The 15,852-nt window shown below is 35.5% G+C and carries 12 protein-coding genes; 11 read left to right on the forward strand and 1 reads right to left on the reverse strand.

Annotation, left to right across the window (positions count from 1 at the left end):
- The 6 genes from HMPREF0549_RS09840 to HMPREF0549_RS02975 form a co-directional block, all read left to right on the forward strand.
- A partial coding sequence (locus HMPREF0549_RS09840) for a glycosyltransferase-like membrane protein (RefSeq protein WP_003716778.1) occupies nucleotides 1-404 on the forward strand: 404 nt, incomplete at its 5' end.
- Between the two features lie 20 nt (nucleotides 405-424).
- Entirely contained in the window at nucleotides 425-1,387 is a 963-nt protein-coding gene (locus HMPREF0549_RS02955) for a glycosyltransferase family 2 protein (RefSeq protein WP_003716779.1), read from the forward strand.
- Between the two features lie 68 nt (nucleotides 1,388-1,455).
- On the forward strand, nucleotides 1,456-2,484 hold the full coding sequence (locus HMPREF0549_RS02960; RefSeq protein ID WP_081446174.1) for an acyltransferase: 1,029 nt from the start codon (nucleotides 1,456-1,458) through the stop codon (nucleotides 2,482-2,484).
- 30 nt (nucleotides 2,485-2,514) lie between these two features.
- A complete protein-coding gene (locus HMPREF0549_RS02965; protein WP_003716781.1) occupies nucleotides 2,515-4,212 on the forward strand; it encodes a putative glycosyltransferase family protein in 1,698 nt (565 codons plus the stop codon).
- Between the two features lie 100 nt (nucleotides 4,213-4,312).
- Nucleotides 4,313-5,890, forward strand: a complete 1,578-nt coding sequence (locus HMPREF0549_RS02970; protein WP_003716782.1) for a peptide chain release factor 3 — start codon at nucleotides 4,313-4,315, stop codon at nucleotides 5,888-5,890.
- A 12-nt stretch (nucleotides 5,891-5,902) separates the two neighbouring features.
- Nucleotides 5,903-6,877, forward strand: coding sequence for an acyltransferase family protein (locus tag HMPREF0549_RS02975; protein WP_003716783.1), 975 nt, complete (start codon nucleotides 5,903-5,905; stop codon nucleotides 6,875-6,877).
- Nucleotides 6,878-6,998: 121 nt separating this feature from the next.
- Here the strand turns inward: HMPREF0549_RS02975 and HMPREF0549_RS02980 are convergent, their stop codons facing one another.
- A complete protein-coding gene (locus HMPREF0549_RS02980) occupies nucleotides 6,999-7,748 on the reverse strand; it encodes a hypothetical protein (RefSeq protein WP_003716784.1) in 750 nt (249 codons plus the stop codon).
- 162 nt (nucleotides 7,749-7,910) lie between these two features.
- Here HMPREF0549_RS02980 and HMPREF0549_RS09315 point away from each other — a divergent pair, with 162 nt between their 5' ends.
- The 5 genes from HMPREF0549_RS09315 to HMPREF0549_RS09465 all read left to right on the forward strand — a co-directional run bounded on the left by HMPREF0549_RS09315 (nucleotide 7,911) and on the right by HMPREF0549_RS09465 (nucleotide 15,827).
- Nucleotides 7,911-10,529, forward strand: a complete 2,619-nt coding sequence (locus HMPREF0549_RS09315; RefSeq protein WP_003716785.1) for a peptidoglycan amidohydrolase family protein — start codon at nucleotides 7,911-7,913, stop codon at nucleotides 10,527-10,529.
- Between the two features lie 114 nt (nucleotides 10,530-10,643).
- Complete coding sequence (locus HMPREF0549_RS09320; RefSeq protein ID WP_003716786.1) at nucleotides 10,644-12,650, forward strand: surface protein C; 2,007 nt, start codon at nucleotides 10,644-10,646, stop codon at nucleotides 12,648-12,650.
- Between the two features lie 208 nt (nucleotides 12,651-12,858).
- Nucleotides 12,859-14,163: an NlpC/P60 family protein gene (locus tag HMPREF0549_RS03000; protein ID WP_003716787.1), complete on the forward strand. Its 1,305-nt coding sequence runs from the start codon at nucleotides 12,859-12,861 to the stop codon at nucleotides 14,161-14,163.
- Nucleotides 14,164-14,221: 58 nt separating this feature from the next.
- A complete protein-coding gene (locus HMPREF0549_RS03005) occupies nucleotides 14,222-14,722 on the forward strand; it encodes a hypothetical protein (RefSeq protein WP_040530864.1) in 501 nt (166 codons plus the stop codon).
- 127 nt (nucleotides 14,723-14,849) lie between these two features.
- Nucleotides 14,850-15,827 (forward strand): Lreu_0056 family protein, encoded by a 978-nt coding sequence (locus HMPREF0549_RS09465; protein WP_003716789.1) that lies wholly within the window; start codon nucleotides 14,850-14,852, stop codon nucleotides 15,825-15,827.
- The last annotated feature ends 25 nt before the right edge of the window (nucleotides 15,828-15,852 follow it).

The raw sequence follows: 15,852 nt of genomic DNA on the forward strand, positions 1-15,852 counted from the left end.
CGTTAAATAATTTTATTAATTTCTTAATAAAAAAGCAACAGAAAAATTCTAGTTTAGGTTCTTGGCAAAGAGAAACGGGTCCAGTTACCTGGAATTTGTCTCCTAAACTAAGAGTGAAAAACCATTTTCAATCTTTGTTAAGAAAGCTGTTTGTACAAAATGAATATTTTCAATGGAATGGAGCTTTAGTATTTATTCAGATTTTTTGGGTATTTGTAATTGCTTTTATGATCTTATCTTATAGATGTAGTAATTCTTTTGCACAGTTACTTAAATATACTGTTGTTGGAGGTTATTTATTCTTGCTATTATTTGAAGGTGGGACATCAAGATACATGATACAGTATCTTCCTGTTGTGTTAGTTTTATCTTCATATGGTATGAAAAAAATATTTAGTAAATAAATTTTTAAGGGTTGATAGGAATGAATTTATTAACAATCGTTGTACCTTGCTATAACGAAGAAGAGGTTTTACCAGAAACAGTTAAAGAATTAGGAAATATACTTAATAATCTTATTGATGAAGGAAAAATTGCAACTGATAGTAAAATTCTTTTTGTTAATGATGGAAGTAAGGATAAAACTTGGCAATTAATTTCTAAGTATTCAAATGAATATCCGTATGTAACGGGAATAAAATTTTCACGTAATTATGGGCATCAAAATGCCCTTTTAGCAGGGATGACTATAGCTGTTAGATATTCGGACATGATTATCACAATTGACGCGGACTTACAGGATGATGTTAATGCTATTCCTAAGATGGTGGATAAGTACCTTGAAGGATACGATGTTATTTATGGTGTTCGCAATAGTCGTAAAACAGATACTTTCTTCAAACGACGAACAGCATTAGCCTTTTATAGCATAATGAAAAAGATGGGAGTAAACCTTGTTCCAGATTCCGCTGACTATCGTTTGCTTAGTAAAAGGGCAACCGAAAGTTTATTGGCATTTAAAGAGCGAAATTTATTTTTACGAGGAATGGTTCCATTGGTTGGATATAAGTCGGCTAAGGTTTACTATGCTCGTAAAGAAAGATTTGCAGGTGAATCAAAGTATCCATTAAGCAAAATGTTGCATTTTGCTTTAGATGGAATTACTTCTTTTTCGATTGCACCAATTCATTTGATCCTTTATTTAGGCTTATTAACGGTTGCTATTAGTATTATTTGTATGATTTATGTCCTCGTGGAGAAGTGTTTAGGTCATGTTGTTAGTGGATGGTCATCGCTAATGATTTCTATTTGGCTTTTAGGAGGGGTACAACTTATTTCTATCAGTGTTATAGGAGAGTATATTGGTAAAATTTTCTTTGAGGTTAAGCACCGACCACGTTTTCTTATTGAAAAAGAAAATTATACAGATAAAATGAAGTACAAGTAAAAAAAGTCTTTTTGAAGGAGAGAGTAAATTATCTTGAAAGAGAGAATACATTATATTGATGTTTTAAATTGCTTGGCAATTTTTTTGTCCTAGTATTACATTCTTCACAGTTGGCTCATTTTGGGAACGATAGATATTCTAATTTTCTTGCTACCAGACTACTGCAAACAATATGTATACCGGCTGTTTATATTTTCTTTATGAACTCTGGAGCAACGTTATTAGATTATCGTGATAGACAAAATACCCAGAACTTTATAAAAAAAAGGAGCAAGCGAGTTTTAATTCCATTTTTGGTATGGACTGTTATTTATTATTTATATGATACCTTTTTTAATAAATACGGGGCATTTCCAGGTCCAATTTTTCATTTTCATCCTAGTGTGAGGGATTTCATTCTATCATTTGTTAATAATGATATTAATAATACTTTCTGGTTTTTTTACGAAATTATCGCTTTATATATAGCCACTCCTATTTTTTCAATCTTGACTCATAAAAATAAAAAGATACTGCTATATATTGTAATTGGATATTTTATTTTTAATGATGGGATATTTTATTTACAAGGATTAATACATTTAAATTTAGATACACGATTTATTGCACAACCATTGATTTCTTCATCACATTTAGGTTATTTTATACTAGGCTATCTTATAAGAATTAATTATTTACCAAAACGAGTAGAAAATATTTTGATATACATTGGATTAGGCAGTTTGTTATTGTCGATTATTGATGTTTTGACTAATGGTAAATTTAACTACTTAAATAATATCGGACCGTTTCTATACTCTGTAGCTCTTTATTTATTGATTAAGCGAGGAACAACTCACATTTCTAATAGAAGTATGTTGAATATATTTATGAAACTCTCAGGTGCAACATTAGGAATATACATATTACATCCATTAGCTTACGCATTGTTTGACAAAATTGTATACGGTGTTGTGGTAGCAAACTGGAATTTATACTTGCCAGTGTTGAATAATCCTGTGCATATATATTTGTTACCGATAGTTACTTACTTTATTTTAGGAATTGTAGTTTTGGCATTAAAGAAAATAAAAATTACTAAATATATATTGCCCTAATTAATAAAGCTACATTAAGGAAAATTTATAATGATAAAAAATAATAGGAAACTTTTTGATGTACTTATCATAATAGTTTTATGTGTAGTAATGATGTTGCCATTTTTGAACAATTCTGTATTGTATACAGGCGTTGATATGGGATTTCATTTGAACCGTGCTTTCGATCAATATAAGATTTTCAAAAGTGGACATTTTTATTCACCGATAAATACCTTTTCACTAAATCATCTTGGAACACCAGTGAACATGGTATATGGCTTTCTGTATTTATATCCTCTTGCGTTTTGGATGCTATTTATTCACAATTATGTATTAGCAACATATCTTGGAATTATTACGATATTAGTAATAATTGGGATTGTTGCTTACTGGATTGGAAATAAATTTTGGAAAAATAAAAATAAAGCATTAGCGTTTTCTGTTTTATATACGTTTTCTGCCTATACTTTTGATATATTTTTTGGTTCATTTAGTTTAGCACAAGCTTCAGCAATGGCTTTTCTACCCTGTGTTGCTTACGGAACCTATTCAATCTTTTTTACTGATAAAAAAGATTGGTTAATTCTATCATTGGGAATGTCAGGCACTATCTATTGTCATTTAGTCAGCACGCTTATTTACAGTTCATTAATAGTGTCTATTATTGTAATAGCTTTTCTGTTTAAAAAAATTACTATTAATAATTTAGTTACTTTTGGATATTCAGTAATTACAACATTATTTATAACATCTTTTTTCTGGCTTAATTTTTTAACAATTTATTTAAAAAATCATTCTATCAATACTCCAGTGTCTAGTAATATATCTGGATATTCTGTAAGTGAGTTTACGGAAGCATTGCTGAATTCTATTTTAGGATTGGTAATTACTATATGTTTCATAATAGTTTTACTAAATTGGGAAAAACTTGACTTAAGAGCAAAAATGATTGGTATATTAAGTCTTGTCTATATTTTTATTTCTATTGATATATCAAATGTTTTTTGGCATTTTTTCAATAAAACACCAATTAAACATATTCAAGGTGTTATTAGGTTTAGAGTTTTAATTACATTTTTAATTCTAGTGTGTATTATTTCAGCATCAAATTATATATTTAAGAATCAAACTCAACAATTATTAGTTATTGCGTCCTTGATTTGTATTACATGGTTAAGTAACTGTTACGCATTCATTAATAATCGGAATCAAAATAATACGGTTTCAAATTACTATGTTTTACATCAGAGTACTCCATTTGGTAATTATAGGATTAATAATAATAAAGATTTTGAAGAAACAACTGAAGGAACATATGGTGGTGTTGGTAATTTAGACTATTGGCCAAGCACGTCGTTAAAAAATAGTAATAGTTTAATAAAAGGTGAAATATTGCTAAATCATAAAGAGCAGATTATCCCTACAAAGCCAATATATAATGGAGTTATTTTTCACTTAAAAACTTCAACAAACGAGATAGTAAAATTACCATTCTTTATTTATAACGGATTGCATTACAATGTGCTAGTTAATGGTAATGATGTAAAGGAAGCCCGAATTAATGATGGTTGCCTGAAGGTTAAAGTCAATAAAGGAAATAATGTTATAAAAGTACAAACAAGATTTACGAATTTACAGAAAATCTTTGCATGTATATCGATCATTTCATTTATCTTATTACTTATAATATTAGTAATTAATGGAAAAAGATTACGAGAAGCTAAAAATAAAGCTAAAATATTTTAGAATTAAAATAAATTTTGCTATCTACATTGATTGTCTATAAAAGAGTTCATTGTAAATAATAAAGGTTATATTTTGATTTTAGTTATGAAAGGAAAATAAAATGTCACCAAAACAACTTGCTGAAGCAGTTAATAAGCGGCGGACATTCGCCATTATTTCACACCCGGACGCGGGAAAAACGACAATTACTGAACAACTCTTACTTTTTGGTGGGGTTGTTCGTGAAGCGGGGACTGTTAAAGCCCGGAAGACTGGTAACTTTGCTAAGTCTGACTGGATGGAAATCGAAAAGAAGCGGGGAATTTCCGTTACTTCATCTGTTATGCAGTTTGATTTCCAAGGGAAGCGAATTAATATCCTTGATACTCCAGGGCACGAAGACTTTTCTGAAGATACTTATCGGACCTTAATGGCGGTTGACTCCGCAGTAATGGTTATCGACTCTGCTAAGGGGATTGAGCCACAAACTAAGAAACTTTTCCAAATTTGTAAGATGCGGGGAATTCCAATTTTTACCTTTATGAACAAGTTTGACCGGGATGCCCGTGATCCACTAGACTTGTTAAACGAGGTTGAAGAGACTTTAGGAATTGAAACTTACCCAATTAACTGGCCAATCGGTTCTGGCCGACAATTTAAGGGAATTTATGACCGCTTTAATCGCCGAGTTGCTTTAACTCACCCCGCTGATGAAGATAATCCATATTTACCGTTGGACGATGATGGTAATGTTAAGGGCGATAATCCATTGGCTAATGATGGTGAATGGCAAGATGCTTTAGATGAAATGGAATTAGTGGATGTTGCTGGTAACCAGCTTGATCGGGATAAGATTGCGGCCGGTGACCAAACGCCAGTTTTCTTCGGCTCTGCATTAACTAACTTTGGGGTGCAAACTTTCTTGGAAACTTACCTTCAGTTTGCCCCAGCGCCAAGTGATCACCGTACAGAAAATGATGGGGATGTAAAACCGCTCGATCCAGAATTTTCTGGTTTTGTTTTCAAGATCCAAGCTAATATGAACCCTCGACACCGTGATCGGATTGCTTTCGTCCGAATTTGTTCAGGTGAGTTTGATCGGGGAATGGATGTTACTCTTGAACGAACCAAGAAGCCAATTCGTTTGTCTAACGTGACTGAATTTATGGCAGATACCCGGGAAAACGTTGAAAATGCGGTTGCGGGTGACATCATTGGGTTATATGATACTGGTAATTTCCAAATCGGTGATTCGATCTATACTGGTAAAAAAGACATTAAATTTGAAAAGCTTCCACAATTTACTCCTGAATTATTTATGCGGGTAACAGCAAAGAATGTGATGAAGCAGAAGTCATTCCATAAGGGAATTAACCAGTTAGTTCAAGAAGGGGCAGTGCAATTATTCCGATCATACACTTCTGGAGACTATATCCTTGGTGCTGTTGGTCAACTTCAATTTGAAGTTTTCAAGTTCCGGATGCAGAATGAATATAACTCTGAAGTAGTAATGGAACCAATGGGGAATAAGACAGCCCGGTGGATCGATCCAGATCAACTCGATGAGAAGATGTCGTCATCACGGAATATTCTTGTTAAGGATATTCACGATCAACCACTATTCCTGTTTGAAAATCAATTTGCCGAGAACTGGTTCAAGCAGAAGTATCCTGATGTGAAGTTAACGGCAAAGTTGTAGGAGTATTTATTTATGAGAAAGAGACTTGTTTGGGTAGATATAGCAAAGGGAATTGCAATCATCCTCATGATTATCGGACATGAAATTAGTGGTAATATTAGAACATTTATTTTTTCCTTTCATATGCCACTGTTTTTTATATTGTCAGGATTTACATCGGGTGCGGTACTGACCTATTCTAAGTGGAAATCAAAATTACCGAAGATATTGGAAATGCTTATCTTAGCGATATTTATGATTATTCTGTTAAGTGTAGAAAAAGTGCTAGTATGGAAAGGCTCGGTGAGCCAAATAGCATTAGATACTCTTATAGGGATTTTCCAAGGCTCAAACACATATGGAGGGGTACATGCAATTAGTACTGTAGGCGTAATGTGGTTTCTTATAGTATTTGTATGGGCAAAAATTTTATTTGATTTGTTACAAGTGTTTTTTGATAATAAATATATTGGTGTAATCCTTGGAATAATTTCTTACTTTGCATATTTAATATCATTACATCACTGGTTACCGCAGGATTTAGATATTATTCCCATAGCAGCTTTATTTATGTGGATAGGTTCAGTCTTGAAGCAAGGATATTTTAGTGAAAAAATAAATATTAAGAAATATACATTACCTATCTTTGTTTTTATATGTTTCGTGTATTGGATAATTTGCTTACAGAACTCTATTAATATTGAGATGGCTACAAGGCATTACCCTTATTTCCTGGTATCCGTTATAGAGGCAGTAGCTGGTACAGTAGTTATATCTTACCTTTCTATTGGAATCCAAAATTTCAAAATAAGTAATTACGTTGCAACGATAGGAAAGCATACTTTGTCCGTTTTATGTATTCATCATTTAGATTTTTATTGGGTATTTTGGGGTGGCCTTATAAGCTCACCATGGCTAGCAGCTTTGGCTCGTTTAATTGTTGATTTAGGAATTCTCATGTTGGTTATCCTGTTTCAAAGATTTTATAAAAGAAAGATAACATTATAGAAATACAGTATTTTTGATAATATATCCTATTAAATTTAATGGTCCTGAAATGTTAAATTAAGTTAAAAAGACTATTGATTGATCCTTTCGATCAATCAATAGTCTTTTTAGTTTCTTTAAATTAATCATGTATTACCTGAGCATTATCCGGTAACGGTCCCGACCAATCTTGGTAATGAACTTCCGTACTACCAGGAATTGTCTGGCGATCCATGCCATCACTATCAACGTGGTGAGTGATTCCATATTTATCTGTCCAGGTTGCAATATCACCAAGACCTAACTGAATACTGTTATTATGTTGAACTTTATCTGATTGATTTGGAATGATTGGACCAGCGTTGTGAACAACCTGAGCGTTACTTGGTAAAGCTCCTGACCAGTTTTCGTAGTGATCTTGAATGCTTCCAGGAATAGTTTGGTGATCTAAGCCATTACTATCAACATGGTGAACGATTCCGTATTGATCAGTCCAAACGGCAAGATCGTTAGTGCCTAGTTGAATATCTTTTTGCTTTTGAGTAGCTGGATTGTTTTTTGTGGCTAATACCGAATTATTAGCTTGATTAGTCGTACTAGTTTGTTGATTCGTTGAGGATGACTGAGTAGCGTTTTGACTAGGAGTATTAGTTGCTAATTTATTATTAGTAATAGCTTTAGCTTCTTTATTAGTTGGCAATTGACTACTAGAATTTTCTTGCTTAGTTTCTGTAATAGCTTTTTTATGGCTACTTTGCTTAGCAATCTTAGTACTAGTAGGTTCATGATTTGCCTTATGGGTAGCTACACTACTAGTTGCACATCCACCTAACCCTAGCGCAAGTACACATACTAATAAGCTATCAATTATCTTATTTTGCATCTTTAACATAATGTAGCACCCCTTTCCAATCAATTATTTAGTTTCCTTTCACTTATATTGTAACATTTTTGAAACATTCAAGTAACTAATCTGCAATATAGTGAAGAAAATAAAACCTATTGATAGTGATAGAATACATTATGTAAGTAATTACGGGAGGAGCTTATTATTATGAGGTATAAGTTATATAAAGCAGGTAAAATATGGCTTACAGCAGCAATTACTATTTTTAGTACATTGGCAATTTCAAGTAATGTTAATGCGGATGTAAACAATAATGAAACAAATGGTAATCAGCAGGTTGTTCAAACGGGCGCTCATTTAAAAACTTCACAAACTACTAATGACGCAACAAATCAAGTAGTTACAACCGATGGCTGGCAGAATAAAGATAATAACTGGTACTATTATCAAAATGGTCAAGCTCAAACCGGTTGGCAAAATGTTAGTGATAATTGGTATTATCTGAATCCAGAAACCAATGCTATGGAAACCGGTTTACAAAACATTCAGAATAATATCTATTATTTAAACGAACAACATAATGGAACTTATGGGGCAATGCAAACTGGCTGGCAAAACGTAAACGGCAATTGGTATAATTTTGCTAACAACGGTGCAGCAATTAAAGGTTGGTATCGTTCAAATGCTGGCTACTGGTATCATTTTAATCAGGATGGTCAGGCCCAAACCGGTTGGCAGATGCTCAATAATCATAACTATTATTTTGATCTAACTAATGCTTCTGCAGTAAGTGGTTGGCAAAATATTGATGATAATTGGTATTATTTTGATCCGATTAATGTATGGCAAATGAACGGTTGGCAGCAAATTAATAATCAGTGGTTTTATTTTGATTCCAACCAAAAGGGGAAAATGTTATCTGGCTTACAGCAAATTAATGGTCACGGTTATTATTTAAATCCTAATCATGATGGAAGTTTTGGCGCTATGCAGAATGGTTGGCAATTGATTGATGGTCGTTGGTATGGCTTCGGTGGTCCCAATGATGGCGCTGCTTATACTGGCTGGCATCTAATTAATAATCGTTGGTATTACTTTAATTCAGATGGTGAAGCTCGTGTTGGCTGGCAGTCCATTAATAATCATCGTTACTACTTTGATCCTATAAATGCATGGGCATTAACTGGTTGGCAATTATTGTCAGGAAAATGGTATTATTTTGATCAACAAAATGCTTGGTTACTAACTGGCTGGCAAACACTTAATGGAAGTCAATACTATTTAGATCCTGAAACTGGCCAGATGGCTACAGGTTACACTTTAGTCAATGGTCACCGCTACTACTTTGATGATAATAACGCTTGGGCACTTAAAGGTTGGCAAGTGCTGAATAATGACTGGTACTACTTTGACAACAATAATGCCTGGGCTTTAACTGGTTGGCAATGGTTAGATAACAATTGGTATTACTTTGCTCCTACAAATAATGCAATGCTTGCTGGTCTTCAGACTATCAATAACAACTTGTATTACCTTAACGATCAACATGATGGTGCATATGGTGCGATGAAGACTGGTTGGCAATTGGTTAATGGTAGCTGGTACTACTTTAACAACAGTGGCTCAGCATTATCTAGTTGGCAAACAATCAATGGTAACCGTTATTACTTTGATCCTACGAATCACCAAATGTTTACAGGTGTTCATTTAATTAATGGCGACTACTATTTCTTTAGTCCATCAGGTAGTCAACAAAAGGGATTAGTTTATAATCCTGCTACGGGTTCACTACAATATTACGATCTTGTTACTGGGGTTCGCCAAAATTCAGCAATTGTGAATGGACAAACCTTATACTTCAATTCAACTACTGGCGATCTGGATTTGAATAATCTAGCTGATGGCTTAAATAAGCTGGGAAATAATCATTACTTTAAGAGTAATAATCGTTTGGTAGCAAATACTTGGGAAAAGGTAAACGGTAGTTGGTACTACTTTGGTGATAATGCAGCCGCAACCACTGGCTGGTATAAGTCACCAGCAGGTTTCTGGTACTACTTTAACCAGGATGGAACTGCCAAAACTGGTTGGCAAAGCATCAATGGTCACTGGTACTTGTTTGATGCTAACAATGCAAATTCAGTTCTAGGATGGTACCAATCACCGGCAGGTTTCTGGTATTACTTTGATCCAGAAAATGCATGGGCTCATACTGGCTGGACATTTGTCGGCCATAATTGGTACTACATGGACCCAACCAATGCTAATATGTGGACTGGTGGACATTGGATTGATGGTCACTGGGTAAACCTGCAAAGTAATGGTGCCTTTGTTGGCTTTAGTCAACGGGTAATTAATTGGTTCTTGGCCCGTGAAGGCAAGTTAACTTATTCAATGTACGGTTCACGAACTGGGGCTGATGGAACTGCTGACTGTTCTGGTTCAATGACACAAGCTGTTTGGAGCGCTGGCGGTCATACACCTGCCCATACTTATTCCACTTTAGATTTGGGTAATTACTTGCTTCAAAATGGTTACTACCTTGCAGGACGTGGCCGTGGCGTTCAAAATGTTCAATACGGTGATATTGTGATTTGGGGTAACCCAGGTGCTTCTGCTGGTGGAGCAGGTCATACGGTAGTTATCTCTACTGCAGGCCCAGATCCAATGTGTATCTCAACTTGTGGATACTACTGGAGTTCAAATCCAAATTCTCGGTACGGTGCTGCTGGTCAAGCTGTTCAAGAATTTAACTATCAATGGTATTGGAACGATGATGATCGGCCATACCAAATGGTTTATCGTCCTAACTTCTACTGGGCATAATGATAATAAAAGATCTCATCAGTTGATGGGATCTTTTATTATTAATTGCGGTGTTAATTCTAAAATAGATGTTGTAAAATAATTGTGATTAAGCGTAAAAAAGGAGAATCATCAATGACTAACAAGAGTCTTCATTCTCATAAATTGAGAAATACGATTTTAGTTGCCGGTGCTGCTTTAACACTTGGATTATTATCATCTAACACTAAAGTAAGTGCTGATAACATTGCTACCGAAAATACAATCTCAAGCTATGCAGTTAAGGCTAATACTTCTGCTAGTTTAGCCGCAACTCCAGCAGCTAATAGTTATGCTGCTGCAAGTTCAGCAATTAGTGCTACAAGGACTGCTAGTGCTGCTAGTGCTGCTGCAAGTTCAGCAATTGCTAGCGAGACTTCTGCAATAAATTCTGAATATGATGCCAAGAGTGCAGCACAAGTTAAGGCTAATTCAGCAGCTGAAAAAGAATTATCTGATGCTAATTCTTCAGCCTATGCAATTGCTTCTAGTGCTGTAAATACTGATCCAACAAAAATTCCTGGGATCGAATCAGCTGCCCCAGCAGAATATAAAGCATATAGTGATGCTACTTCAAGTGCTAATGCCGCATACGCTCAAGCAAGTGATTCGGCTGCCCAAGCTTCAACCGCTGCATCAGCTGCCAAGGTAGCTAGTGATAATGCTGCTTCTGACTTAGATGCTGCTAAGAAGGTCGCTGAATCAGCTTCAAGTGATGATAAATCAAATGCTGAAGCCGCAGTTGCGGAAGCAGAAAAGAAGAGTGCTGAAGCCAAGAGTGCATATGAAAAGGCACAAAAGGAAAACGAAGATGCTCAAAATAAGTTAACAGAAGCTAAGAAAACTCAGGAAAGTGCATTGGCAACTGCCAAGACCTTGTTTATCGGTTCGCTTGCTCAAAGTGGCTTCCTGAATAAGCTTGAACAAAGTAACCGAGACGCTTTACAAAAATTACAAAAAGAAAATCAAGCAAAGTTTGCTGCAATTGAAAAAGAAAAAGCGGATGCCCTTGCTTCAATGAAAAATACAATTAATGGTTATTTGAAGGCTCAACTGGCTTACTTGAACACCAATCCGTTTTTACCAACAGGAACTCCTAATAGTTGGGGGACTAAAGAAGTTAAGCAAGAAGATGGTACTACTGAAACTGTTTGGTACTACTATGGAAAAGATGGTAAAGCTCTACAAGGTTGGCAGCAATTAGGTGGCAACTGGTTCTACTTCACACCAAGTGATGGTTCCATGGTTACTGGAATTCAAAAGATTGATGGGAATATTTATTACCTTAATATTAATCATGATGGTTCTTATGGTGCAATGAAGACCGGCTGGCAAAAGGTTGATGGCAAATGGTATGGCTTTAAAGGCGATGGAAGTGCATATCTTGGCTGGCAATTGCTTAATAATCACTGGTATTATTTCGATACTGATGAAGGATATGCCTTAACTAGTTGGCAAAAGATTAACGATCATTGGTACTACTTTGATCCAGTTAACGCCTGGGCGCAAACAGGTTGGTTTAAATCTGGAGCTGGTTTCTGGTATTTCTTCGATTACAGTAATGCCTGGGCCCTTACTGGTTGGCAACGACTTAATAATCGTTGGTACTACTTTGATCCAGTCAATGCTAATGCTCAAACAGGCTGGTTCCAATCACCGGCTGGCTACTGGTACTTCTTTGATTACAATAATGCCTGGGCATTAACTGGCTGGCAATGGATTAATGGTCACTGGTACTGGTTTGATAACACTAATGCATCTGCATATACTGGCTGGAAATGGTACCGTGGCTATTGGTACTTCTTTAACCAAGAAAATGCTTGGATGTCAACTGGCTGGACAACTAACCGGGATAACAATGAGTTATACTATCTTGACGCGGCAGGACATCCAGTTACTGGTTGGCAGATGAGTCAAGATGGTACTTGGTACTACTTCCAATCAGGTAGTTATGCTGCTGCTACTGATTGGCAATGGCTAAATGGTCACTGGTACTACTTTAATCCAGGTTATCCAAAGCACGGTGCAATGATGACTGGTTGGCAAAATATCAATGGTAAGAGCTACTACTTCTACAGCAATGGTTACTGGAGTGGCTACTAATAAGTTAAATTAATATTTTATTGATTGAGAACGTCTTGACTTAATGAGGGTCAAGACGTTTTTTGTAACAAAAAATTTCACTAATATTACAAGACGGCAACATTCGTTAACAAACTGACGACATTCAACTTTTTAAGAAAAATTTATTGTATAGTAGTAACCGTTGAAATTATTGATGAACGAATTAAAGGGAGTTGTATTTTAGTTTATGAGTAAGAAACATTACAAGTTATATAAGAGTGGTAAGCAATGGTTAACTATGGGAATCACTATTGCTTCATTAGCTTTTGGTATAACAATGGCTACTGACGCTCAAGCTGATGTAGTTGCTCAAGACAATGCAACTTCGACTACTCAAGTTGCTCAATCACAACAAACTGTTGAAAGTGCAACTGTGGCAGCTAGTTATGCAAGTACCAATAGTAGTACTGCTAGTGCAAGTAATAATGTCGTTTCAGCACAGCCAGCAACAACTAACAACTTTTCCACTAATGTTGCTAGTCAAGCTAGTCAAACAACTTCAGTAGCCCAAAATGGGTTAGTTAAAGAAAATGGTAATACTTATTACTACAACAATAATGCCAAAGTTACCAATGAATGGGAACAAGTAAATAACAGTTGGTATTACTTTGGCAATGAAGGAAATGCCCAAACTGGTTGGTACCAATCACAAGCTGGCTTCTGGTATTACTTCAATAATGAAACTGCTCAAGCAGAAACTGGTTGGCAAAAGATTAATAATAACTGGTATCACTTTGACGAAACCAATGCTAATGCAAGTACTGGTTGGTATCAGTCCAATGCCGGTTTCTGGTACTACTTCGATCAATCAAATGCCTGGGCTGAAAAAGGTTGGCAGAAGATTAACAATAACTGGTACTACTTCGATGATACCAACGCTAATGCTTTAACTGGTTGGCAAAAGATTAATAACAACTGGTACCACTTTGATGAAAGTAATGCCTGGGCTAACACCGGCTGGTACAAGTCTAACGCTGGTTTCTGGTACTACTTCGATCCAACTAACGCCTGGGCTTTAACTGGTTGGCAAAAGATTAACAATGTTTGGTACTACTTCGATACCACCAATGCTAATATGCTTACTGGTACTCAAACGATTGATGGTAAAACATATAATTTTGGATCCAATGGTGCTTGGTTGGATGATCATAGTGAAGCCGTAAATAGGGCAATGTCAATGCGCGGTCGTGCATATGTATGGGGTGGTAACAACCCATCAACTGGTTTTGACTGCTCTGGATTAGTTCAATGGGCTTACGGCTTAGGTTCAAATTATCGGACTACTTACCAACAACAAACATTGGGTGCACACCACTATGATGTTGCTAATGCTCCGAAGGGTGCTTTGCTCTTCTTTGGTAGTGATAGTGCCCCTTACCACGTAGCTATTTCTCTTGGTAATGGTTCGTATGTCCATGCTCCAGAACCTGGTGATGTAATTAAAGTTGGTTACACTAAGTATTACTCAGCAAGTTACTACGTTGTATTGTAATTAGTCTTAGAATATAAGATAATAGATGAAACAATTAATCAAGAAGGAGCATTATTATATGAAAAAAATTATGGCAACTGTTGCTGCTGGTGCATTAATGATTACTTTAGCGGGCTGTGCTAATTCAAGTAGTTCTGCTAAAAAGAGTTCCAGTAATGATGCATCTTCAAGTAAAGTTGTAAAAAGCGCAAAGACTTCAGGAAAAACTGCAGCTACTTCTACTAAGCAAAGTAAGAAGGTAAGTGAAAGTTCTTCATCTAGTTCAGAAATGAGTTCAAATAATTCGACTAATAGTGTTGCTACTGATAAGTCAGCTACTTCATCATCAGAGCAAAACACTCGTGGACAAATGACAGCACAAGATGCTAAAAATATTGTTAAGGAACATATTGGTAACCAATTAAACAATGCTGGTATTTCTGGTAAGCCAGCTACTGGATTACCGTCAATTGATGAAGTTGATGGATATACAGCTGTTCAAAACGGGGTTAATGATTGGACTGTGAGTGGTAATGGTCATTCATTCCGTGTAACAGCTACTTCGGTTACTGGAAAATAAGCGAATTCAATGAATCCATAATCTATGATGTAGGTTATGGATTTTTCTTTTGGCTTGAAAGATATTGCAGATAAGTTGAACTGTTTTATAATTACAGTGTTAAATATTAATTTTTGGGGGATCTTTAATGAAAAAGTTAGGTTTAATAATTGCTACACCATTACTTGCTCTAACTTTAGCAGCATGTGGTAATACAAATAATAACAATTCAGCTTCTAGTTCAAATAATACGAAGATTGCTAAAAAGTCATCAAGTGGAACTAGTGCTACTACGACTACTTCTAATAGTTCAACGCTTGACCCTGCGCACCTAACGCCAGCTCAAAACGCAGCATTAGTTCTTTATTATACTGGTGAACATATGCCAGGCGCTGATCAGAATGACTATTCTAAGGATATGGAAGTATCTGGTCAGGGAGCAGTTGTAAAAATCTATAATAAAGATAGTGTTCCAAAAGGTGAAGGACCGCTTTATAAGGACTACCCTGATGGTGCAGAGCTTTTATATTATGTAAAGCTTAATCAAAAGGATAGTGAACATGGGATAGATAATACTTACTACACAATAGCTGGTAATAAAACTTACATCTCGGATAGTGATGCTGGTATATCTCCTGATGGGGTAACTAAGGCTGAAATGGTCGCTTATGCCAAGCAACACCATGCGGTTAGTCGAATTATGAATGTTGCTAATAATACTAAGGTTCAAGACATGCGGAACCAGTCTACACCAACGAATAATTCACATAATTTATCAACTCAGCAACTGGGAACTCTTGTTGCTTTATATCAAGAACCAGATTGGTTTAAAGATGGAATAAGTGATGGGATGATGTGGTATGGAAATGGTTCGGATGGCTTTAGCTATGTTACTGCTAATGGTGATCCGACTAGTTGGCTTTATTTTAAACGGAATGGCAATGACGTAACGATTAAATACGTTGATCCTAAAGAGGGTCAATCAGTAGCAGAGGCTTCGACCACAACGAAACACGTTACTGTATCGGGACTGCTTCGAGATTACTATACTAATCAGTCACAGAAAGATGAAGTTAATGGTTATGCTAATAAGCTAAAGCCAGAATCAGATTATAACGATAACTAATAAAAAAATATCATTCAGAATTATC

This window comes from Limosilactobacillus vaginalis DSM 5837 = ATCC 49540 (assembly GCF_000159435.1).
Lineage (GTDB): Bacteria > Bacillota > Bacilli > Lactobacillales > Lactobacillaceae > Limosilactobacillus > Limosilactobacillus vaginalis.